The organism is Arthrobacter sp. NPDC058288, from assembly GCF_042880995.1.
Taxonomy (GTDB): domain Bacteria; phylum Actinomycetota; class Actinomycetes; order Actinomycetales; family Micrococcaceae; genus Arthrobacter.
The window spans coordinates 42,994-65,181 of record NZ_JBHVYH010000005.1 but is presented as its reverse complement, the minus strand read 5'-3'; the positions used below and the strand labels follow the sequence as shown (position 1 = coordinate 65,181).

At 64.1% G+C, this 22,188-nt stretch carries 15 protein-coding genes and 1 pseudogene; 4 read left to right on the top strand and 12 right to left on the bottom strand.

Going from position 1 to position 22,188, the window contains the following annotated elements; translation table 11 throughout:
- Window positions 1-24: 24 nt before the first annotated feature.
- The 3 genes from ACFVWT_RS14435 to ACFVWT_RS14425 form a co-directional block, all read right to left on the bottom strand.
- Window positions 25-1,872, bottom strand: coding sequence for an acetyl/propionyl/methylcrotonyl-CoA carboxylase subunit alpha (locus ACFVWT_RS14435; protein ID WP_390248876.1), 1,848 nt, complete (start codon window positions 1,870-1,872; stop codon window positions 25-27).
- A 124-nt stretch (window positions 1,873-1,996) separates the two neighbouring features.
- Window positions 1,997-2,671, bottom strand: coding sequence for a Maf family protein (locus tag ACFVWT_RS14430; protein WP_390248874.1), 675 nt, complete (start codon window positions 2,669-2,671; stop codon window positions 1,997-1,999).
- Between the two features lie 709 nt (window positions 2,672-3,380).
- Window positions 3,381-4,028, bottom strand: a complete 648-nt coding sequence (locus tag ACFVWT_RS14425; protein ID WP_390248872.1) for a uridine kinase — start codon at window positions 4,026-4,028, stop codon at window positions 3,381-3,383.
- A gap of 308 nt (window positions 4,029-4,336) precedes the next feature.
- Between ACFVWT_RS14425 and ACFVWT_RS14420 the strand changes: the two genes are divergently transcribed.
- Window positions 4,337-5,263 carry an RHS repeat-associated core domain-containing protein gene (locus tag ACFVWT_RS14420; protein WP_390248870.1) on the top strand — a complete coding sequence of 309 codons (927 nt, stop codon included), beginning with the start codon at window positions 4,337-4,339 and terminating at the stop codon, window positions 5,261-5,263.
- 499 nt (window positions 5,264-5,762) lie between these two features.
- Here ACFVWT_RS14420 and ACFVWT_RS14415 read toward each other — a convergent pair.
- The 6 genes and pseudogenes from ACFVWT_RS14415 to ACFVWT_RS14390 all read right to left on the bottom strand — a co-directional run bounded on the left by ACFVWT_RS14415 (window position 5,763) and on the right by ACFVWT_RS14390 (window position 13,923).
- Window positions 5,763-6,571, bottom strand: a pseudogene (locus ACFVWT_RS14415) (AAA family ATPase).
- A complete protein-coding gene (locus ACFVWT_RS14410; protein WP_390248868.1) occupies window positions 6,568-7,989 on the bottom strand; it encodes a Mu transposase C-terminal domain-containing protein in 1,422 nt (473 codons plus the stop codon). The pseudogene ACFVWT_RS14415 and the gene ACFVWT_RS14410 overlap by 4 nt, the downstream one beginning before the upstream one ends.
- 41 nt (window positions 7,990-8,030) lie before the next feature.
- Window positions 8,031-8,639 (bottom strand): recombinase family protein, encoded by a 609-nt coding sequence (locus ACFVWT_RS14405; RefSeq protein WP_390248866.1) that lies wholly within the window; start codon window positions 8,637-8,639, stop codon window positions 8,031-8,033.
- 547 nt (window positions 8,640-9,186) lie between these two features.
- Entirely contained in the window at window positions 9,187-9,378 is a 192-nt protein-coding gene (locus ACFVWT_RS14400; protein WP_390248864.1) for a hypothetical protein, read from the bottom strand.
- Between the two features lie 75 nt (window positions 9,379-9,453).
- Window positions 9,454-11,067: an RHS repeat-associated core domain-containing protein gene (locus ACFVWT_RS14395; RefSeq protein ID WP_390248862.1), complete on the bottom strand. Its 1,614-nt coding sequence runs from the start codon at window positions 11,065-11,067 to the stop codon at window positions 9,454-9,456.
- 12 nt (window positions 11,068-11,079) lie between these two features.
- Window positions 11,080-13,923 carry a hypothetical protein gene (locus ACFVWT_RS14390; protein WP_390248860.1) on the bottom strand — a complete coding sequence of 948 codons (2,844 nt, stop codon included), beginning with the start codon at window positions 13,921-13,923 and terminating at the stop codon, window positions 11,080-11,082.
- Window positions 13,924-14,440: 517 nt separating this feature from the next.
- On the opposite strand from ACFVWT_RS14390, the gene ACFVWT_RS14385 reads away from it, so the two are divergent.
- Window positions 14,441-15,022: a recombinase family protein gene (locus ACFVWT_RS14385; RefSeq protein ID WP_390248858.1), complete on the top strand. Its 582-nt coding sequence runs from the start codon at window positions 14,441-14,443 to the stop codon at window positions 15,020-15,022.
- A gap of 130 nt (window positions 15,023-15,152) precedes the next feature.
- Window positions 15,153-16,454 (top strand): DUF222 domain-containing protein, encoded by a 1,302-nt coding sequence (locus ACFVWT_RS14380; protein ID WP_390249262.1) that lies wholly within the window; start codon window positions 15,153-15,155, stop codon window positions 16,452-16,454.
- A 94-nt stretch (window positions 16,455-16,548) separates the two neighbouring features.
- Here ACFVWT_RS14380 and ACFVWT_RS14375 read toward each other — a convergent pair whose 3' ends face one another.
- Both ACFVWT_RS14375 and ACFVWT_RS14370 read right to left on the bottom strand, forming a co-directional pair.
- Window positions 16,549-19,080 (bottom strand): MMPL family transporter, encoded by a 2,532-nt coding sequence (locus ACFVWT_RS14375; protein WP_390248856.1) that lies wholly within the window; start codon window positions 19,078-19,080, stop codon window positions 16,549-16,551.
- A gap of 1 nt (window position 19,081) precedes the next feature.
- Entirely contained in the window at window positions 19,082-19,816 is a 735-nt protein-coding gene (locus ACFVWT_RS14370) for a TetR/AcrR family transcriptional regulator (RefSeq protein WP_390248854.1), read from the bottom strand.
- Between the two features lie 181 nt (window positions 19,817-19,997).
- Here ACFVWT_RS14370 and ACFVWT_RS14365 point away from each other — a divergent pair, with 181 nt between their 5' ends.
- Window positions 19,998-20,549 carry a hypothetical protein gene (locus tag ACFVWT_RS14365; RefSeq protein ID WP_390248852.1) on the top strand — a complete coding sequence of 184 codons (552 nt, stop codon included), beginning with the start codon at window positions 19,998-20,000 and terminating at the stop codon, window positions 20,547-20,549.
- Window positions 20,550-20,639: 90 nt separating this feature from the next.
- On the opposite strand, the gene ACFVWT_RS14360 is transcribed toward ACFVWT_RS14365, so the two are convergent.
- Window positions 20,640-22,067 (bottom strand): dicarboxylate/amino acid:cation symporter, encoded by a 1,428-nt coding sequence (locus tag ACFVWT_RS14360; protein WP_390248850.1) that lies wholly within the window; start codon window positions 22,065-22,067, stop codon window positions 20,640-20,642.
- Between the last annotated feature and the right edge of the window lie 121 nt (window positions 22,068-22,188).

The following is a 22,188-nucleotide window of genomic DNA, read 5'->3' as shown; positions in this document are numbered from 1 at the left end:
GGCCTGAAAGGAGCCGGCGGAGTCTCAGTCCTCGATCGTGGCGATCACGGCACCGGCGGAGACCGTCTCGCCAGCGATGGCGGCCAGGCCGGTAATGGTGCCCGCGCGGTGCGCCGTCAGGGGCTGCTCCATCTTCATCGCTTCGAGCACGACGACGAGATCGCCTTCGGCAACAACGTCGCCTTCCACTACGGCCACTTTCACGATGGTCCCCTGCATGGGGGAGGTCAGCGAGTTGCCGCCGGCAGCGGCCGCCGGTCCGCCGGAGCGGGAGCGTTTCTTGGCCTTGGCCGGCTTGCCGGAGCCGCTGCTGAATGAGCCGAGCGACGCCGGAAGGACCACCTCAAGGCGTTTGCCGCCCACCTCGACCACAACGCGCTGGCGATCGCCGGCGTCGGCCGCTTCGCCCGAACCGCCGTCAGGCGTCCACGCCGGAATGTCGTTGATGAACGCAGTCTCGATCCAGCGGGTGTGGACCTTGAACGGCCCCTCAGCCGGGGCGAAGTCGGGGTTGGTGACCACCGCGAGATCGAAGGGAATGACGGTGGGGATGCCCTCGACCACCATCTCCTCCAAGGCCCGGCGCGAGCGCTGGAGTGCCTGCTCGCGGGTGGCACCGGTGACGATCAGCTTGGAGAGCATCGAGTCGAAATTGCCGCTGATGACGTCGCCCTGCTCCACGCCGGAGTCGATCCTGATGCCGGGGCCTGTGGGGTTCTTCAACGTGGTGATGGTGCCCGGGGCGGGCATGAAGTTGCGGCCGGGGTCTTCGCCGGTGATGCGGAATTCAATGGAGTGTCCGCGCACTTCGGGATCGTCGTAGCCCAGCTTTTCGCCGCGCGCCAGCCGGAACTGCTCGCGGACAAGGTCGATTCCGGTGACTTCCTCGGAGACACAGTGCTCCACCTGGAGGCGGGTATTGACCTCAAGGAATGAGATGGTGCCGTCCTGGCCCACCAGGAACTCGCACGTCCCCGCGCCGAGGTAGCCGGCTTCCTTGAGGATGGCTTTGGACGACTCGTAGAGGCGGCGGTTCTGCTCTTCGGTCAGGAAGGGAGCGGGCGCCTCTTCCACCAGTTTCTGGTTGCGGCGCTGCAGCGAGCAGTCGCGGGTGGAGACCACCACGACGTTGCCGTAGGCGTCCGCCAGGCACTGCGTTTCGACGTGCCGCGGGGCGTCCAGGAAGCGCTCGATGAAGCATTCTCCGCGCCCGAAGGCGGCAGTGGCTTCGCGGACGGCCGATTCGAACAGCTCCGGAATTTCCTCGCGCGTGCGGGCCACCTTGATACCGCGCCCGCCGCCGCCGAAGGCAGCCTTAATGGCCACGGGCAGGCCGAACTTGTCCACGAACTCGAGGATTTCCTCGGCGGATTCCACCGGGTCGGCGGTGCCGGGGACCTGCGGTGCGCCCACCTTTTCGGCGATGTGCCGGGCCTGGACCTTGTCGCCCAGGGCGGAGATTGCCTCCGGGGAGGGGCCGATCCAGGTGATGCCCGCACCGATGACCATGGCGGCGAACTGTGCGTTTTCGGCCAGGAAGCCGTAGCCCGGGTGGATGGCGTCGGCGCCGCTCTGGTGCGCCACTTCGATGAGCTTTTCCATCACCAGGTAGGACTCGGCCGCGGTGTTGCCGCCCAAGGCGTAGGCCTCATCCGCCAGGCGGACGTGCAGGGCGTCGCGGTCCGGGTCGGCATAGACGGCCACCGAGGTGATGCCTTCGTCGCGTGCGGCGCGGATGATGCGCACGGCGATTTCGCCGCGGTTGGCGATGAGGACTTTGCTCAGCCGCTTGGAGCTCGTCAGGGCTGCACCTGCGTGGCTTGGGGCGGTGGACTGCTCTGGACTTGCGGACTGCTCCGAATTTGCTGACAAGGCGTCTCCTTCTTTCCTTCAGGGAGCCTAGCGCGATTTTGAGGGTTCCGCCGATTTTGCTTGCGGATTCCGCGTGTAAAGCTCCTGACCTTTGTAGGGATGCTACAAAGAGCTGCGAATTGCCTCACTCCGCGCGGACATCGGCGGGGTCAATGGCGCCGCCGGTCCACAGTTCGGTGATGCCGACCTGCGCCTGGCCCAGCAGCCCGCGCAGGGTGGAAATGGAAAGTCCGACGACGGTATGGGGGTCGCCGTCGACCTTCCGGATGAAGGCCCCGCCGTACCCGTCGATGGTGAACGAGCCGGCGCACTGGAGCGGCTCACCCGTCGCGATATACGCGTCGATTTCCTCGGCGCTCATCTCCATGAAATGGACCTCAGCGGAGGTCACGGAGCCCAGTGTGGCGCCGGAGCCGTTGGAGCCGCCGTCGTCGGGCGCGGTATCGCGGCAGTCCACCAGCCAGTGGCCCGTGTGTAGCACGCCCATGGCGCCGCTCATCCGCAGCATCCGTTCCCTGGCGACGTCGGCAGTGTACGGCTTGCCATGTGCCTCGCCGTCGAACTCGAAGACGGAATCGCAGCCGAGCACCAGTGCGCCGTCCGCGTCGGGCAGCGAGGCGACGGCTTCCGCCTTGGCGCGCGCCAGCAGTAGGGCCGTGTCATGCGGATCGGTCACGCCGTAGCGGGCCTGGACGGCATCTTCATCGACGTCAGAAACCAGGATCTCGTGACGGATGCCGGCGTGGCTCAGCAGTTTGGTGCGTGCGGGGGACTGGGAGGCAAGAATGAGGCGGGTCACCGCTCCAGCCTAGTTCCCCCTGAGTCTCATTGTCGCGGGGTCTTTTCGCTCAGGATTACTCGCTCGGGCTTATTGTCGGAGGTCGGCGGGATAGTTGGTTCATGGACGGGAACCAGGGATCGGAAGCGGCACGGACAATGGCCGGACGTGATGGAGACAACCTCCGCGGCGTGGTAGCGATGTGCTTGCACGCGCTTCAAGAGATTAAGGTGCCTGAGGGCGGTGCCGAGCAGATCGAATTCTGTCGGCGGCTGGAGGAGCTGGGCGCCGCATTGGCTCCTGTCATAACGCGTCTTGAGGTGGCGGCTGTCCTAAGTCGTGCGCCGATAGCTACGACCGGAGCGGGCACGTCCCCAATGGCACACGAAGCGGGCGACCGGCTCCTGTTTGCCCTCATTAATGTCGTAGCCCAAAGGGACACTTGAGCCATGGAAGGATATCCCGGGCCGGAAGCGGCGCTGGCAGCACGCCAGGGTGATTTCCGCTGTGCTTGCAGTTGCGGTCAACGGCCGGTTGCGGAAGATGCGGTCATTGACCTGAATGGTGGCATGCCTGAGGAGGACGGCGCTCGCTTGATTGATGAGATTCGGGCGTTGGAGGACAAGAAATCTGCGTTGTCTGCCCGTCAGGCCCGTGTCAGTTTTCGAACTCGTCTGCACGGAATGTCCACTCGTCTGCACGACCCAATACATGTCCGTATGGGGAACTCTCACCGGACAGTTGAAACCATGTCGGGACGGACGACTTTCGGTTTGGTGAAATCCGAGTTATCCACGACGAACGTGGCGCGTTCCCAGGGTCGTGCAGCGTCGAAGTAGAGGCGCTGTCCGCCGACGTACCGGCGCATCGTTGGGTGCCCCGGGTCGGGGTTGCTACCGTCCCGTTCTGCCATTCGTGCCGCGGTTTCGGTGAACGGAACGTCCAGGAATACCGAAGCATCCCAGTAGGAGGTGAGTTCATCGCGGTGCAGGAACATGCCTTCCACAACGACCAGTGCATCTGATGGAGCGCGAACTACCTCCACTCGTGCCATTCGGTCGGTCGCTGCGTCATAGGAAGCCGGCGAGTACCAGCCGTCCCCCTTTGGGCCGAGTGGCGCGAGCACCTGATCCTGCAGGGCCTCGTAGTTGTAGGTATCCACCCAGAACCCTTCAGGTGAAGCACGCCCCTTGGCATGCCTGACAGGCGAGGGGTTCAGAAAGTCGTCGGCGTGGATGATGATCACGGGTCGATTCTGGATCTCGGATGCCAGCTTTGCGGCGAAGGATGTCTTGCCACTGCCATCCACGCCGTCGATTGCCACGAACCGGCGCCCGGAACCGACGGCGCTGAGAATGTCGGTTGCCAGTGATCGCATGAACTTCTTCATATCGCCATGTTCCCAGAAGCGGCCCCTAACCAGCGTCCGCAAGGGGAACCCCAAACGGGACGAATTTCTCGACCGGGATGGCTGAGACACGCTCAATCGCTGTAGAAGCTAGCCATGGCCTCTTTCGCGCGACCTGCAATCGTCGACGGACGCAGTCCATCGTCAGGAAGTCTCTCGGTCGTGGATGCCCAAACGACACCCCAGAACGCATCGTAGTCCAAGTCGTAATTGAATGGGCGACGGATGTACCAATCGAACCCACGGGGTCTCGGCGGTATGCCCGCCTCGGCCAGGCAGTGACCGGAACCGCCACCGAAACGTGGACCTACGACAAGAACGCCAACCGCACCAAAGACACCAAAACCGGCACCGCGGACGTGTACAACGCCTACAACGCCGCGGATCAGCTCTGCTGGGCCGGGTCCAGCGCCGGGACCTGCGCCTCACCCCCCGGCGGCGCGACCACGTACAGCTACGACGCCAACGGCAACACCACCGTCGCCGGGGCCACCACGCAGGGGTACAACGTCTTTGACCAGTACACCTCGAACAGCAACGGCGGCACCACCAACTACACCTACACTGGTCCCCGCGACGAACGCCTCACGGCAGGGGCCACGGCATTCCTCAACGGCTCGCTCGGGATCACCCGCCAAACCACCGGCGGGGCCAGCACCTCGTTTATCCGGGACCCGGGCGGTAACCTGATCAGCATGCGCACCAGTACCGGGGCCAGCTTCTACTACACCACCGATGTGCTGGGCTCGACCATCCTGCTCACCGACAGCGCCCAGGCCGCCGCTGCGACCTACGCCTACGACTCCTGGGGCCTCGCCACCACCGCCACCGGCACCCAAGCAGCAGTAAACCCATGGACTTACGCCGGCGGATACAACGACACGTCCAGCAACCGCATCAAATTCGGTGCCCGCTACTACAACCCCTACCGCGGCCGCTTCACCCAACCCGACCCCTCCGGCCAGGAAAGCAACAGGTATCTCTACACAAACGCTTGCCCAGTCAATAGCACCGATCCATCTGGTCTTGATACGAGGAATCAGTTGGTGTGCTTCGGGTCTTGGTTCTTCGGGGCCGCAGGATTTGTCAGCCTGCTGCTCGCCCCTTTTACGGGAGGCTTGGGAGCCATAATTTGGGCGGGGATCGTCGCCATTGGGTCTACGCTGCTAGCTCTCGATGCTTGCGACGAATCGAGATGGGTCTAGACATGCTGTACGTATACGCAGGCTTTGCCGCACTTGCCGCCGTCCTTGCCATTTTTTCGACTTCGACGCTCGGGAACATTGGTTGGGCGATTCTAGCCATTGGCAATGCCGCAGCTGTTGTTCTGACGCTGCGGAAAAGAAGGAACCAGCGCGGAAGCAGCCGGCATGGAGACCTGCCCAAGTAGCCAGCATGGAGACCCTACTCAACAAATGCACGCCAGATTGGCCAGCCTACGCACCGGTGCAGGGCAAGACTCTACTACACCAACCGATGCGCTAGGCTCGACCAACCTTCTCACCGACAGCGCCCAGGCTGCAGCCGCGGCCTCCGAACGAGATCCGCAACGAATCGACGTGGCCGCGCGCGCCAAATGTAGTTGACAGTCAAGGCGGTGAAGTGTTCTTGAAAACGAAGGATTCCGAGAAAGGATCGAATCGAGAATGCCGGGTGTGACTGTTGGTTCGGAATGGCGGTTTTTTCACAGCTCGGTTTGGCGGTTCAGCTGATTCCGATGACTAGAGTTGAGCGTGCGGCCTCGATGACGTCGTCGGTGATGGTGCTGAGTTCGTTTATTTTCATGATCCGTTCGATTTGGGTGAAGAGCCGGTCGATGAGGCGGAAGTTGCCGCGGGTGATGCGGGCGACGGCGGCGATGGCTTGGGCATCGGTGAAGTCGTCGGGGTCAAGGGTTTGGCCGAGTTTGTGCCATCGGCGCTCGAGGACGAAGTTCAGTTCTTGGGCGAGGGGCCGGTATTCGTGGGCGAAGCCGACTCTGCTGTACAGCTGTGCGTAGCGGCTGAACATTTTTCGATCCCGGGCATGCCGATGAGGATCAAGGCTATGTTGTCCCGGTCGTAGCGGTCGCGCAGCAGTTCCAGTGCGGTGGCGTTGAGGCGCTCGGATTCGTCGATGATGAGCAGTTCGACATGCTTTCCTGTGCGCGTGTGCGGTTCTGTCTTCTTGCCAATTTTTTCCAAGTGTTGGTCAACGCAGATTGAGACCCGGGTGCTGATGTGTTCGAGATCGGCGTGGATCTGTTTGGGCGTGGTGAGCACGGCAGGGGTGTAGAAAACGCTGCGTGCCCGGGCCAGGGCCGCGTAGATCTGGTAGTCGGAGTCGTCCCGGGGACCCCATTGTTCTACGAGGGTCTCTGCCTTGTGCCAGTTGGCGTAGCGTCTGGCGGAGAGCGTCTTTCCGATCCCGGCCTGCCCGTAGCAGATGCCGATTGTGTGCTGGCGGCGTACCGCGTCGGCGAACTCTGCGAACCGGCGGTGCTCTTTCGTGGCGATGAAGCTTGGGGTGCTCATTGGTCGTCCTCCAGGTAGGTGCGTAGCTTTGGGCGCTTTTTCGGTTGCTCTACCGGGGCCGGGGCTGGCCCCGGTGACGCCAATTCCGGTAAGTGGCTGGCCACGACGGCGATCCGTTGATTGATTTGTCCGCGCAGTTCCCTGCGGCGGGCCGATCGTGCGGCCTGGATGTCCTTGAGGGTGAGGGTGGAGGTTTCGTGGTCGGGGTCCACGGCTTTGCAGATGAACTGGTTTTTGTGGAAGATGCGGATCTCTGTGATGTCGCGCGGGTCGTAGCGGACGATGACGGGTTCGCGGACGTAGGCGGCCAGGAGTGGCGAGACGTATCTGAGTCCCTGAAAGTGCACGCCGTCGCGGTGGACGATCCGGGGTTTGGCGACGGTCAACAGGAGCAGGTTGAGTTCGTCCATGGTTGCCGGGAGGCGGGGCAGCCAGCCGTCACCTACCCAGGCATGGTGCGGGGTGGCTTTGATTTCCAGGTGCTTGCGCTGGTGGTAGTTCTCCGTGATGAAGCGGCCGATGGTCGTGTCCAGCTCCTGAAGGGTCAACACCGGCGCCGGCGGTGGGTTGCCACGGGTCAGGTGTCCGGGCAGTTCGGTCAGCAGCTCCGTATTAACGGTGCCATAGAACCGTTCGATCTTTCCCCGGCCTTGGGGTCTGGCGATCGTTGAGTAGGTGATTTCGAAGTGCAGGTCCTTCGCGGTCTGGGTCAGGTGGTGGCTGGTGAAATCTGAGCCGTGATCGACGTAGAGGACGTCGGGGATCCCGCACATCGGCCACCCTGTGCCGGCTTTGGGCCAGATCCCCTGCCGCAGTGCCAGTGCGGTGTTCAGGGCGGACGGCGCCCCAAGGAAGAGCATGTAGCCGCATATCGCTCGGGAGTAGTCGTCAATGATCGTCGTGAGCCACGGGCGCGCGGGTTTCAGGTTGGCGTCCAGGACGAGGATGTCCAGTTCGGTGTGGTCTGCCTGCCAGATGGCGTTCGGGCGCTCGGCCCGGTGTCGCCACGCCAGTTCATAGGTGTCCCGGTAGGCTGCCGTTCCCTGCTGGGCGAGCGTTTTCATGCCGGGGTCAAGGCTCGTAGCGATGGAGCGGACGGTGCTGTAGGAGAGGAGCGGCCAACCGTGGTCGGCAGCGACGCGGTTAGCCTTGCGAGCGATGGTGGCGATGGGCAGGGGCGGTTTCACCAGGGCCAGGCCTTCGACGAGTGCGACCAGTTCGGGGGTGCTCCTACGTGCGGTGGTTCCGCGGTTGGCTGTGGTTAGTCCTGCGATACCGTCGCGTTTGTGGGCTGCGTGCCAGCGCTGCAGTGTCCGAAGTCCGATGCCTTCGTCTGCGGCGAGGGTCGTCAGTGGCACACCCTGTTCGATATGCCGGCGCAGGATCTGCCAGCGCACCAACGCTGTCTGATCAGGCATAGAGGCAGTGTCACCGGTGAGGGTGCCGCTGCCTCCGGCCGTCACCGGACTGTCTTCTGTGCGGATGCTGAGCGCCGCCGCGGCGTAGGGACCGGTTGGCGCCGGAGTGCCCGGTAAACGGTGGTCCGGCTGACGCCCAGAACCTCGCCGATTTTCTCGACCGTCATGTCCTTCTGCTCATACATCCGGCGGGCGGTCCGGAGCTTGTCCTTCGTCAGCAACGGGGGCCGGCCACCAACGCGCCCGCGCGCCCGCGCAGCCTGAAGACCTGCGTTGGTCCGCTCACGGATCAGATCCCGCTCAAATTCGGCCAGTGCCGCGAACACGTGAAAGACCAGCCGCCCGCCTGACGATGTTGTGTCGATTGCCTCCTGCAAGGACCGGAACCCAATGCCACGTTCCTGAAGATCGGCCAGCTGATCGATCAGATGCCGGATGGACCTGCCGAGCCGGTCCAGCCGCCACACAACCAGAGTGTCCCCGGGACGGAGCTGATCCAGAAGCTTCGTCAGTTCAGGCCGGGACTCCAGAGACCCGGAAGCCGTGTCCGTGAAGATCCGGTAGCAGCCGGCTGCCTTCAACGCGTCCTGCTGCAGGGCCGCGTCCTGGTCCCCGGTCGATACCCGGGCATAGCCCAACAGATGTCCCATGCGCCCAAATGTATCAATACCCGTCAACCAGCAGAAGAACCGGCACGTAGAAACCGGCACTGAGTTTCGCTACAAAAATCGGGTGTGCATGGAATTTTCAAAACAACACCTGCTTTTCTGTAACAAATACGGTCGTTTTTGACCCTTCCAGAGTTGGGTCCCTTTGACCTGCATCCGCTGCACGAACGGCTACAACGGGGCTGGCGGCTTCTCCGCTTAAATCGGACAGCTTCGTATCGACTACTAGGTGGAGATAACCGCGGCCGCCGAACTGGACCGCCCTCAGCTCAGCGCTTCTCACCAGCGCATAAATTGCCGGGGGCGCTCCGGCCGCAGACAGGCACCCGCGAGGAAACCAAAATCGCGGCCAGATGGACGTAAGCCGCGGGCCGGTCCTTTGATGGATCCGTCGCACCATGGCCAGTTGCGACCAGGATCCTCAGGCGAGGAACCAGTCCTTAGGACGGATTGGTGGGCTTTTCCCGGATCGTCACTGGGCAGCGACGAACCTGTTCATAACCGTTAGCGACTTTGGGCTCTAGGTCGGTCACTGCCCCAGACCGACAGCAAGAGCAACAAATGCCGCCGCAACAACCGTCGCCGCCAGCACGATCAGTTGGAGTCTCCGGCGTTGAGAGGTCTCGGCTGAGGTGAGCCTCGTTGTCCGAATCAACAGGACAAAGCCGAAAACTACAAGTAGCAGAGCCGCCGCGATCAGGATCCAAAAGGTGGTTGTCATGGGAATCGTCTCCGACTAGTGCACTGGTGGTTGTCGTCTCAGCTGGTCATTTGTCTGGGTGCATGCCATATAGACCTACAGTGCCTTAGCGGCTTTTACTGCCGCCCCGCCAGCCGCGCCAATCGTGTACGTGGCGAGGCCTGTGGCACACCCCCATCCTGCATCGCTCCATCCAGGAACGTCGCCATCAACTCTTGCACTAACTACTCCTCCAATGGCCCCGGCTACACAGGCAAGCCCTGCTCCGAGCACAAATGTGGGGATCGATGTCTTCGTTAGCCCAAGTATTGCCCCGCCCACACCTGTGATGCCGGACTCTATGACGCCGCCGAGGAAATCTTCAAAAGACAAACCGGTCGGGTCGATATTCGTGATCGGGTTGGCTCCTGCGTAGGCGTAGCGGTTTTGTTCTTGGCCGGAGGGGTCGGGTTGGGTGAAGCGTCCGGCGGCGGGGTTGTAGTAGCGGGCGCCGAATTTGGTGTAGCCAGTGGCGTCTTTGTAGCCTCCGGCGTATTGCCACGGGTTGGCCGCGGCCTGGGCACCGGTGGCGGTGGTGTTGCCCCAGGAGTCGTAGGCGTAGGTCGCGGCTCTGCCCTGGGCGCTGTCGGTGAGGAGGATGACAGAGCCGAGCGCGTCGGTGGTGTAGTAGAAGCTGGCCCCTGCACTGTTGCGCATGCTGACGAGGTTACCGTCGGGGTCGCGGATGAACGCGGTGGTAGCTCCTGCGGTGGTTTGGGTCGTGATGCCGAGGGATCCGTTAAGGAAGCTGGTGGATCCGGCGCTGGTGCTGGTGCCGGTGCGTTCATCGTTGCGGAGCCCGGCGTAGGTGAAGTTCGTCGTGGCCCCGCCGGTCGTGGTCGAGGTGTTTTGGTCGAAGATGTTGAACGCCGAGGTCGCGGTTCCGGCGGTGGTGGTGTTGCCGTTGGCGTCGTAGGCGTAGGTGGTGGCACCGGTTGGCGGTTCGGTGCAGGAGACGTTGGTCGCCGCGGTCCAGCAGAGCTGGTCTGCCCCGTTGTAGGTGGAGTAGGCCGTGTCGGTTCCCTTGGTGGCGCGGGTGCGGTTGCTGTTCTTGTCGTGGAGCCAGGCCTCGGTGGTCGTGACAGCACCGGTGACGTTGACCGCGCCGGTCAGGCGGCTTCGGTCATCGTACGAGTAGGTCGTGGTGCTCGTGGTGTCGCCGGTGGCTTCGGTGGTCATGGTCTTCCGCAGCGCACCCTCCTTGTTCACGGCATTGGAGGTGTAAGCGTAGGAGCGCTTGGCCAGGAGGGGAACCGAGGTTCCCGCGGCGGTGATGGAGGTGATCCGGCCGGCATTGTCATATGCAGTGGTGTTCTTCACCCCGTTGGGGTAGCTGGTCGAGGTCCTGCGGTTGTTCTGGTCGTACTCGAAGCCGGTGCATTTGGTGGTGTTCGGGAACGCCGGCGTCGCGGGGCAGGATCCGCCCGGTTCGGCCAGGGAGACCAGCAGGTTCGCCGCGTCATAGGCATACGTGACCGTGCCGGTCGGGTCGGTGAAGGTCAGGATGTTCGATGCCCCGTCGTAGGTCACGGTCGTCGTGGTGCCGCCGGCGGTTTTGGCTGTCGCCCGGTTCTGGACGTCGTAGGTGTAGGTGGTCGCGCCGGAGGCGTCCACACGCTGGGTGAGGTTGCCGTTGGCGTCATAGGTGTAGGTAACGCAGGTGGCCGTCACGCAGGTCGCACCCTAGCGGACCTGGGTGAGCCGGTCGTTGGCGTCGTAGGTGTTGGTCAGAGTCTGGTTCTTGCCGTCCGTGACCGTGAGCACCCGCCTGGCGGCGTCGTAGGTGTAGGTGATGGCCCCGAGCGGTGCGGGCCGGGTGACGGTGACCGGGTTGCCGGCGGTGTCGTAAGTGTAGGTGGTGGAGTAGCCGTTCCCGTCCTGTGTCCGGCACAGCGAGCCGGGTTTGGCCGCGCAGTTCGTGCCGAGGGTGTCGCCCTGGTAGAAGTTCTTGGTCTCGGCCTGGATGAGCGGATCACCCGGGGTTTTCAGTGTGGCCGGGGCCTTGGTGTTGGCGTCGTAGGTGATGTTGGTGATCTTGTCTTCGCTGTTGGTCGCCGTCGCCGGGCGGTAGTTCAACAACGGGTCCCCGGCCACGGAGGGGTAGGTGAAGGACACCTCCCCGCCGGTGCCGGACGCACCGCCGAGGGGTGAGGTGATCTTGGTCAGGCTGTTGTTCGCGTTGTACGCCGCGGTGGTGACGTTCCCCAGAGTGTCGGTGGATTTGGTGCGGTTGTCATGGCCGTCGAATTCACCGGCGACGTTGTTGCCCTTCGGGTCCAGGACCTTGGTGACCTGCCTGGCGGCGTTGTAGGTGTAGGTGGCGGTCTTGCCGTTCGGGTCCGTCAAGGTGGTCGAGGTCCCGCTCGGGTAGGCCGGGGTCCAGATGCTCTGCGCCGCGGTAGTCGTGCCGTACGTGATCTTCGAAGCCCGCCCGGAGGCGTCGTATTCGAAGGACGTCGCGGTGGTCCGCCCGTCGGTGTAGGCGGAGAGCTTCCCGGCCGTGTTGTAGGTGAAGGCCGTGGTGGCGCCGGTGGCATCGGTGATCTTGGACAGCCTGCCCTGGGCCCCGGCGTATTCCAGGGTCACGGAGCGGTTCAGGGACTGGTCGGTGATCTTGGAGGGCTGGTTCAGGTTCCGGGTGTCCTCATAGAGGTACTTCACGACCCGGCCCTGGGTATCGGTCGTGGTGTCCAGGACACCGTTGGTGTAGGCGTAGGTGATCGTGTTCGGGTTGGTGAGGTTCGCGTCGATGGAGCGGGACAGGGAGTAGTTCGCCCCGTCATCGGTATAGACGTTCGTCACGCCGCTGTCATTGAACCGGATCCGGTACTCGTTCGTCCCCGGTTTCGTCAGGGAGGCGTTCAGGCCAGGGGGCATGGACCAGGTCCCCGGGCCGGTGGAGGTGAAGGTGTACCAGCCGCCGTCCGGGGCCGTATAGGTGACAGCGCCCGTGCCGGCATCCACCCGCACAGCAGCCTCGACCCGGCCCACATTCAGTGTCGGGCGTGCGTCGTTGAGGCTGTTGTACCGCCACGTGACGTTCATGTCCTGGCCGACACCGCGCAGGTGCAGCAGGCGGCCGGTGAGCACGGTGTTTCCGTTGGTCGGGTTCCAGGCGGTCCTGGCGGCATCGGAGAGCTGGTGCCCGACCATCGAGGCGGCGCCGCGTTCCCCGGACGCGGCCCCGTTCGCCCCGACCGCGGGCGGCAGCAGGTGCGCGTTGGTGAACCAGCCCTGGGCATCCACGAGGAAGTCCGCCGGCGCGCTGCCCATATTCCGGACAATGATCTTGCCGTCGACCGCCCCCGGCCGGATCACAACGACATTCGAGATCGCGTCGCCGTTGACGTTGTAATTGACCTGGCTTTGCGGCAGCTCCGGCTCATCCGAAGGGTACGCCCGGAAAAATCCCGTGGGGCTGGTCGACGTGTTGATCGCCGTGATGTTCATCGTGACGCCGGCCAGTTCCGCACCCGCCGCCGGGAGCCCGTTGACCCCCGCGACCTGCACGGCGACACTCCCGCCGGCCGGGACGGCTGCGACCGAGCGGCTGTCATAAAGGCGCGTGGCCAGGGAATGGAAGCTGCTGTCGCTGGCCTGCCCGTCAAAATATCCTTCGACGTCGATCACCACATCGACCGGGGTGCTGCTGTACGCGACGCGGAACGAGACCTCGCCGGCGGCGTTCATATCCAGCGTCGTTCCGACACCGGTCGTCGTCCCGCCACGGTAGTGCAGCGGCGCGCCCGGGTCGGCCGCACCACCGGGGTACGGGTACAGCGTCGGGATCGGATCGTTCGTGTTGCTGCTGATCAGAATGACGTTGGCGAACACCGCCCCGGCGGTCTCCGGGATGCCGCCGGCGTTTTTCAGGTTCACCGTCTTCACCTGACCATCAGCCCATGTGCCGGCCGGCATGCCGGTGCCGTTACGCGTATCGACCACGCGTTTGCTCATGATCGGAACGTAGCCGCCCGGCGCCGGGACATCCCCTGCGGTGAAGTAGCCCTGGACCTCGATCACGTAATGCTGCGAAACCGACGTGCGCAACGCGATCTGCCCATCGGTACCCACCGGGACCATGGACGTATTCGAAACAATCTCATTGGTCCCGGTATAAAGATTGGTCGTCTGGGTTGCCGGCCGTTCCGTGTTCGAAGCCAACTGCGTCCAGTTATCCCCCGCGGCGTTCATCGAGGTCACCGTCAGAACAACCGCCTTCGCGCCCGACGACGGGATCCCCACCCGGCCAAGCACCGGGATCGGGACCCAGGTGTTCGCCGCGACCGGCCCCACCACACCACCGGTACCATTCCGGGTATCGACCAGCCGGCCCTGGGCCGGAACGAAGACACCGGCCTTCGGCGCCTCGAGCACCTCCGTCGGCAAGGCCGCCGGAGCCAGCGACGGTGCACTGACGGCCGGAACAGCCGCCGGGGCCGGCGCAGCTGTCGCCGGGGCGCACAGCCCGGCGACAGCCAGCAACGAAACAACAACAGCAGCAACAAGAGACCGGCCACCGGACATGAAATTTTCCCCCAACAAACAAAATGCGCTCCCCAGTGAGCACACGATGATCATCAGCGACCCGACTCTCACCTGGCAATACATTCGTCCCGCAGTTTTTTCCAAGGATTTGAAATATTTGGATCGGCAAGATGCTCATATGACAACACAATCCTGAGACGGAATAAGCGCGGTCTCAAACTAGCTCTTACGAGCAAATGAACGGGTTTCCCGGGCAGTTTCAGCCTCAATCGGCCATGCCACCACGACCTCTTCAATCAGCCCAGTGCGCTTGCTGGAGTGGCATTCGACAGAATGCTTACAGTCTTGTCACACCCTCGACAATTCTGCGAATCCGTTTCAAAGCACAGCTGCCCACTGTGCCAAACCGCCAAACCGAGCAGTGAAAAGCCGCCATTCTGAACTAATAATCACAGCCGGGTCAATCGCTCAGCCATGCCCGGGTTCTCACAAATAGTTCTCGAATCGGTACAGTCTAGCTAAGACGCCGAACCGAGTTTTGAGAAGAGAACAACGCATGGTCACGCACCGCATCGGCTACGCCCGGATTTCCACCCGGGACCAGAACCTGGACCTACAGCGCGACGCCCTACAGAAGGCCGGATGCGACAAGATCTACAAAGACACCATCAGCGGCACCAAGTCCCAACGCCCCGGCCTCGACCAGGCGCTGGACAACCTGCGCGAAGGTGACACCTTGGTGGTGTGGAAGCTGGACCGCCTGGGCCGCAGCGTGAAAGACCTTCTGGACTTCGCCGGCGGACTAAACGACCGCGGCGTAGGATTCGTCAGCCTCACTGATGCCATCGACACCACGAGGGCCTCCGGACGCTTCTTTTTCAACGTCATGGCTTCCCTAGCCCAGATGGAACGGGAACTCATGGTCGAACGCACGCAGGCCGGCCTACAGGCCGCACGCCAACAAGGACGGGTCGGCGGCCGCAAACGCATCATGCCAGATGCCAAGATCCGCTCAGCCCGCAAACTCCTCAAACAAGGAACACCGCCGCGGGAGGTCGCCGACACGCTAGGAGTCTCCGTACCCACCCTCTACCGATGGGTTCCGGCAACAGGAGCGACCCAGGCACAAAAGAATTAGTTCCTGCAGGTTGGTGCAGGCGGCTTCGGAAAAGATGACTGTTGGTGCAGAGGACTATTGAGCAGAATGCCGTTTCGTGCAGGGCACTTCTGACATTTCAACATCCATACCCGTCTGCACAAACCCCGGAATTCAGGGGGACGTTGTGCAGTCAGCTTCTGAAAACGACACCCGGCTGACTGTCGCATTTGACCGGCAGCAGCGCCGCCAACAGTCTGACGCCGGAGTACCCGCAGACCAATGCGGGGCAGGCATCGGAGCGCAGATCGCGCTCGCCCGTCGCGAATCCCCGTCCAAGGGAGACAGGTTGCTGGGCCTGGCCAAGGCTATGGTGGCCGAGATGCCCCGAACCCTCGCCGCGCTGGAGACCGGGCAACTGAATGAGTGGCGCGCAACGTTACTGGTCAAGGAGACGGCGTGCCTGTCGGCGGAGGACCGCTGCGCCGTGGACGAGGAACTCGCGCCCGACACTGCCGCCTTCGACAGGGTAGGTGACCGGGGAATCATCGCTGCCGTCCGAGCCGCGGCTTACCGCCGTGACCCCCGTTCTGTCACCCAGCGGGCCAGCTACGCCGCAGCCGAGCGTCACGTCAGCCTCCGCCCGGCTCCGGACACCATGTGCTATCTGACCGCCCTCCTGCCCGTCTCGGCCGGTGTCGCCGTTCATGCTGCTCTTGTCCGTAACGCGGAGTCTGTCCGCAGCGGCGGAGATCCTCGCTCCCGCGGACAAATCATGGCCGATGACCTGGTCGAACGCGTGACCGGGACGCCGGGCGGCTTTACAGGCATCGAAATCCAGTTCGTCATGACTGATCGGACCCTCTTTCGAGGTGACAGCGAACCGGCACGCCTTCCCGGCTACGGTGTGGTCCCAGGCGGCTGGGCCAGAAGCATCATTGGCCGTGGCGGAGCTGCGCCTTCTATCCGGGATCAAGTCTTCAACACTTGGATCCGTCGTCTGTACACGGCTCCTGCCACGGGCGAGCTGGTGGCGATGGATTCCCGCGCCCGGCTTTTCCCCGCGGGACTCCGCCGCTTCATCGAGGCACGCGACGACACCTGCCGCACGCCCTACTGCGACGCACCCGTCCGCCACCTGGACTACATCGTCCCCTGGCACGGCGGCGGAGCTACAACACTGGACAACGGCGCCGGGCTCTGCGAAGCCTTCAACCACACCAAGGAAACGCCGGGCTGGACGGCTCACCCTTTGACCGGGGCACATGTCCCCGGCGGGACCAGGCATGCCATCCGACTGACAACCCCAACCGGCCACAGCGACCAATCCACTGCACCGCCGTTGCCGGGAACTCAACGCCGGAGCCCGGCCTTGGACCCCGGCCGCCTGGAAGCGGTGCGTCAGCGGAAAGAACTCCGCCACCACGCCAAGATTCGCAGGCGTGCCCTCCGCTATGCTCCATTCGCGGCGTAGCCGGGTCACGGACAGCAGAAATTAACTGCAGAAAAGGGACCGCCCGCCGATCAAGTGATCGGCGGGCGGCCCCTAAGGCTCCCGAAGCGCTCTGTCAGCGTGCGCCGACCTCTTGCGGTTCTGCCTCAGCGGCGGTTTCATCCTTGCGAAGCTTTGTGCCCTCGACGTCGACGTCCGGCAGGATGCGGTCCAGCCAGCGAGGCAGCCACCAGGCCTTTTCGCCGAGCAGGTACATCACGGCCGGGACGATCGTCATACGGACCACGAAGGCATCAATCAGCACGCCGAATGCCATGGCGAAGCCGAGCGGCCGCACCATGTTCAGGTGCGAGAAGATGAAGCCGGCGAATACGCTGACCATGATGATGGCGGCCGCGGTCACCACGGCGGCCGCGTGGCTGAAACCGCTCCGGACGGCGTGCTTTGCCGGCTCCCCGTGCATAAACGATTCGCGCATGCCCGAGGTAATGAACACCTGGTAATCCATGGCGAGTCCGAACAGGACACCGATCAGGATGATGGGCAGGAAGCTCAGCACAGCCCCCGGATTTTCGACGCCGAACACCATCCCAAGCCAGCCCCACTGGTAAACGGCAACGACAGCGCCGAAGGCAGCGGCAAGTGAGAGCAGGAAGCCACCGGTGGCCAGCAGCGGCACCCAGATGGAGCGGAAGACGAGCAGCAGCAGGATCAGGGAGAGGCCGACCACGATCGCCAGGTACGGCGGCAGCGCGTCGCCGAGTTTGGTGGACACATCGACGTTGCCGGCAGTCTGTCCGGTAAGGCCGATGCTGACTCCGGTGGAGTCCTTGATCTGGTCCTTTTCGGCGCGCAGTTCGGAGACCACCTGAACGGTGCTCGCGCTGGCCGGGCCTTCATTCGGGATGACCTGGAACACTGCGGTGCGGCGGTCTTCGCTCAGGGCCAGCGGCACAGCGGCGGTGACATTCCCGGTCTCACGGAGGATGTCCGCAACGTCGAACTGCGTGGCCTGCGCTTCGGCTTCGCTGAGCCCCTCGGGGAGGTCGCCCACCACGATGATCGGGCCGGTCATGCCCTCGCCGAAGCTCCGCTTGGTGACGTCATAGGCTTTGAACGCCTGTGAGGCGACCGGCTCGGAACTGGCGTCCGGCAGGGCAAGCCGGAGCTGGCCCGCCGGGAGCGCCACGACTCCAAGCAGGACCACGCCGGCCAGCAGGGACAGCCACGGGTGGTTGGTGACGATGCCGCCCCAGCCGTGGCTGCTGCGGTATTCGTCCCTGGCGCGGTCTTCGGTTTCATGGCCGGGAGCTGCATTGTGCTTGGCCGCCTTGGCCCAGGCCCGCTTGGAGATCAGTTTCCGGCCTACGAGGGAGAGCACCGCCGGCGTCAACGTGAGAGCAACCACGACGGCGACGCCCACCGTCGCGGCGGCCGAGAGACCCATCACGGCCAGGAACGGAAGGCCAGGGACCACGAGGGCCGCGAGGGCGATGATGACGGTCAGGCCGGCGAAAAGCACGGCATTGCCGGACGTTCCCGTGGCCAGCGCCACTGATTCCTCTGGCTCCATTCCGGAGAGCAGCTGGCTGCGGTGCCGGTTGACAATGAACAGGGAGTAGTCGATTCCGACGGCGAGGCCGAGCATCAGCGCGAGCATCGGGGAGATGGAGCTCATGTCCACGGCCCCGCTCAGGGCGAAGGTGGCGCCCACGCCGACGGCGACGCCGACGACGGCCATGAGCAGCGGAAGCCCGGCAGCGATGAGGGTTCCGAGCATGATGATCAGGACCAGGGCCGCCACGGCGATGCCGATGATCTCGGCAGTGCCAAAGAGCTCCGAGATGTCCTCGCTGATTTCCTTGCTGGGGAGGGCGGTGACGTTGGCTGCAGACACCTCGCTGACGATGTCCTGGACTTCCTGCCGGACCTCGGGATCAAGGCCGTTGATGGACGTCTTGAACTGGACCTGCGCGATCGCGGCCTTGCGGTCCTCGGAGACGAAGCGGAGGCCCTGGGAAGCCTCCAGCTGCCGGGTGCCAAGGGCCAGCTTTGCCTCGCCCGCTTCCAGTTCCTTCGTACCGGCGTCGAGCTTTGCCTGGCCTTCGGCGAGGGCGGCCTTCTGCTGCCCGAGCCGGGCCTCGATGGCCGCGGGAGGGAGCCCTGCGGCAGTCATCTGTTGTTCGGCGGCTTCCAGCTGGGCCTTGCCGGCAGCGAGCTCGGCCGCTGCTTGCTCCAGCCGGGCCTTGCCGGCAGCTGACTGCTCCTTGCCGGCGGTGAGGTCTGCGGCGGCTTTGTCCAGTTGCGCCTGGGTGGCGAAGGGGTCAACCGTCCCCTGCACGTCTGGCAGGGTCTTGAGCTTGGCCAGCGCAGCCGTGACGGCGTCCTTTCCGGCCTGGCTGAATTGTGCGTCGTTGGCTTCGAACACCACGCTGGCCGAACCTCCGGAGGACGAGGGGAGCTCGCTCTTGAGCTTGTCCGCCATCCGCTGCGTCTCAGTGCCCGGGATCTGGAAGTTGTTGGACAGGGTGCCGTGGAAGGCTGCAGCCGCGCCACCGACGGCCAGCATGACGGCGAGCCACACGGAGATGACAAGCCAGCGGTGCCGGTAGGAGAACTTGCCGAGGCGGTAGAGCAAAAGTGCCATGTCAAAGCCGATCTGCGAAAGGGGTGGCGGTGGAGTTGTTGGCCGCGGTGCCGGCCTTGCGGGTTTCGGGGCTGGCGAATCCTGAGCCCAGCAGGCTCATGGAATCGATCAGGAGTTGCCTGAGGGTGGAAAGGGATTCCGGGGTGAGGGAGCCGCCGCACCGGTCGAACCAGACGTCCATGGCCGCCTTACCGCAGGAGATCAGCGAACCGGCCAGGGCACGGAGATAGAGTTCGTCGAATTCCGCGCCGGGTGTCCGGGCGAATCGTTCGCGGGCAGCATCGATGATTTCCGCGGTGCAGTGGTCCCATGCTTCAAGTTCGGACCGGTTGAGCTGCGGATTGGACTGAGCCAGGCTGTACAGCTCGGCCATGGGGGCCACGGTCATGGGATCGGCAAGCTGGATCAGGGCCGCCCGGGCAGATTCCAGGATGGGCTCGTCGGCCGGCCGCAGCCGGAACTGCGCCAGGGCATGGTCCAGGAAACCGTGGGTCACCGCCGCCAGGGCCGCTTCCGTGCTGCTGAAATAGTTGAAGAATGTCCGCCGGGAGATGGCGGCGGCCTCGGCGATGTCCTCGACCGTAAAGTTTCCCGGGCCTTTGCTGCGCAGAAGCTGCAGCGCGGCACGAGTGATGGCCTGGCGCGTTGCGGCCTTGTTGAGTTCCCGGCGCGAGGGTGCCGGGGATGCGGCGTTGTCGCCAAAAGTCTGGGCGGGCGCGGTCGGGGTGGTGGGCACGACATTACACTACGTGCATTCTTACACTCTGTGCAAGTTTTTCGGGAGGGTGATTCACAGCTTCCTAACAGCTTGATGACAGCTGTTCCCTAAGTGGGTGCCGCATCCTTGGGGAAGGTAGGTGAACTGTATCTACCGCCACGGGCAGCAAGGTTGCTGCGGAGGATCTAGGAGACGTGCCATGACAAGCAGAAAGAAGTTGGGCCTCGGCCTGGGCGCCGTTGCCCTGGTAGTCGGGGCCGGGATCGGCGTGAGCGGAATTGCGTCGGCCGCCACTACGCCCGCGCCCACTCCGTCGCCCAGCGCGTCGGCCACTCCCAATGCCGACGGCCACCACCGCGGGCAGATGGGCGGTCGGCACGGACACGGAGGCGTCGTGCAGGCATCCGAGCTGGCTGCGAAACTCGGTGTTGACGAGGCAAAGGTCACGGAGGCGCTCAAGACGTTCCGTGACGCGAACAAGCCGGCCACACGTCCCGCCGAGGGCGCGAAGCCGGACAGGGAAGCCATGGAAGCGGCCCTGGCCAAGTCCCTCGCGGCGTCACTTGGCATTGAGGAGTCCAAGGTCACCGCCGCGCTGGAGGAACTACGCACTGAGGCCCAGTCCCAGCGGGCGGCAGCACTGAAGACACGGCTGGACAAAGCCGTAGCGGATGGAAAGCTCACCCAGGCGGAAGCCGACGCGGTCACTAAAGCCGTGAAGAACGGCGTGATCGGCGGCGGCGGCCGTTAGGTCCCCGCCGGCACCCCCAAGGGCGCCAGTAACGCAGCAGTCCCCGGGAAAGATTCCCGGGGACTGCTGCGTTGTCAGCTGAGCCTGGTATCAGGCCTTCGCATCGGCGAGCTCGCGGCCGTCCGCGGCAGCCGCCGCCTCCGTGGAGCCTTCAACGGAGTCGTCTGCGAACGGGTCGCCGTTGCGCGGCGCGTTGTACAGTGCCTCGTCCAGGATCCCCTGGCGCTTGGCCACGATCGTGGGGACCAGGGCCTGGCCGGCCACGTTGACCGCCGTGCGGCCCATGTCCAGGATCGGATCGATCGCCAGCAGGAGCCCGACGCCGGCCAGCGGCAGTCCCAGCGTGGAGAGCGTCAGGGTCAGCATGACGACGGCGCCGGTGGTGCCGGCCGTCGCTGCCGAGCCCAGCACCGAGACAAGGGCTATCAGCAGGTACTGGCTGAAGTCCAGCTGGATGCCGAAGAACTGGGCCACGAAGATCGCGGAGATGGCCGGGTAAATCGCGGCGCAACCGTCCATCTTGGTGGTGGCGCCCAGCGGTACGGCGAAGGAGGCGTAGGCCCGGGGGACGCCCAGGCTGCGCTCGGTCACGCGTTGGGTCAGCGGCAGGGTGCCCACGGAGGAGCGGGAAACGAAGGCCAGCTGGACAGCGGGCCAGACTCCGGAGAAGTACTGCTTGACGGACAACCCGTGGGTGCGGACCAGGACCGGGTAGACCACGAAGAGCACCAGGGCCAGTCCGACATAGATGGCAAAGGTGAACTTGCCCAGCGACCCGATGGTGTCCCATCCGTAGACGGCCACGGCGTTGCCGATGAGGCCAACAGTGCCCAAGGGGGCGATCCGGATGATCCACCACAGGACCTTCTGGATCACGGCGAGGGCGGAGGCGTTGAGGCTCAGGAACGGCTCCGCTGCCTTGCCCACCTTCAGTGCGGCAACGCCGACGGCGATCGCGATCACCAGGATCTGGAGGACGTTGAAGCTGACCGCGGTGGTCACGGCGCCTGATTCAGCAACAGTGGAGCTGGCGCCCAGGCCCAGGAAATTCTTGGGGAAGAGCCCGACCAGGAACGCCCACCAGTCTCCGGATTTGCCGGAGTACTTGGCCTCCTGGGTGATGCCGGTGCTCGCGCCGGGCTGCAGCAGCACACCCAGCCCGATGCCGATCAGCACTGCGATCAGGGACGTGATGGCGAACCACAGGAGCGTGTTCCACGCCAGCTTTGCGGCGTTGGACACCTGGCGGAGGTTCGAGATCGAGCTGACAACCGCGGTGAAGATCAGGGGGACCACAGCGGTCTGCAGTAGCGAGACATAGCTTGAGCCAATGGTCTGCAACGTGGCGCCGAGGGCATTGGGGCTCGTCTTGGTGCTGCCCGTGTACTTGGCCAGGAGGCCGAGGCCCAGGCCCACGATCAGGGCGGCGATGATCTGGAAGCCGAACGAAGCGGCCCATTTGGGCAGCCGGAAGCCGGTGTTTCCTGCGGGGGAGGGGGTGCTGGTTTGAGTGCTCACCCGAACACGCTAGGACCGTTTCACTTACCACGACGAACGGATGTTGAGAAATGTTACGGGAATAAATTCGAGGGGAAGCCGGGAAATCCCTAGAAAATGGCGTAGCTGGGCACCTTTGTGA

Excerpts from the sequence above, each read along its gene's own strand:
- ACFVWT_RS14390 (WP_390248860.1), bottom strand. The coding sequence starts at position 13,923 with ATGTCCGGTGGCCGGTCTCTTGTTGCTGCTGTTGTTGTTTCGTTGCTG.
- ACFVWT_RS14400 (WP_390248864.1), bottom strand. The coding sequence starts at position 9,378 with ATGACAACCACCTTTTGGATCCTGATCGCGGCGGCTCTGCTACTTGTA.
- ACFVWT_RS14425 (WP_390248872.1), bottom strand. The coding sequence starts at position 4,028 with ATGCGATCACTGGCAACCGACATTCTCAGCGCCGTCGGTTCCGGGCGC.
- ACFVWT_RS14365 (WP_390248852.1), top strand. The coding sequence starts at position 19,998 with ATGACAAGCAGAAAGAAGTTGGGCCTCGGCCTGGGCGCCGTTGCCCTG.
- ACFVWT_RS14375 (WP_390248856.1), bottom strand. The coding sequence starts at position 19,080 with ATGGCACTTTTGCTCTACCGCCTCGGCAAGTTCTCCTACCGGCACCGC.
- ACFVWT_RS14410 (WP_390248868.1), bottom strand. The coding sequence starts at position 7,989 with ATGCCTGATCAGACAGCGTTGGTGCGCTGGCAGATCCTGCGCCGGCAT.
- ACFVWT_RS14405 (WP_390248866.1), bottom strand. The coding sequence starts at position 8,639 with ATGGGACATCTGTTGGGCTATGCCCGGGTATCGACCGGGGACCAGGAC.
- ACFVWT_RS14385 (WP_390248858.1), top strand. The coding sequence starts at position 14,441 with ATGGTCACGCACCGCATCGGCTACGCCCGGATTTCCACCCGGGACCAG.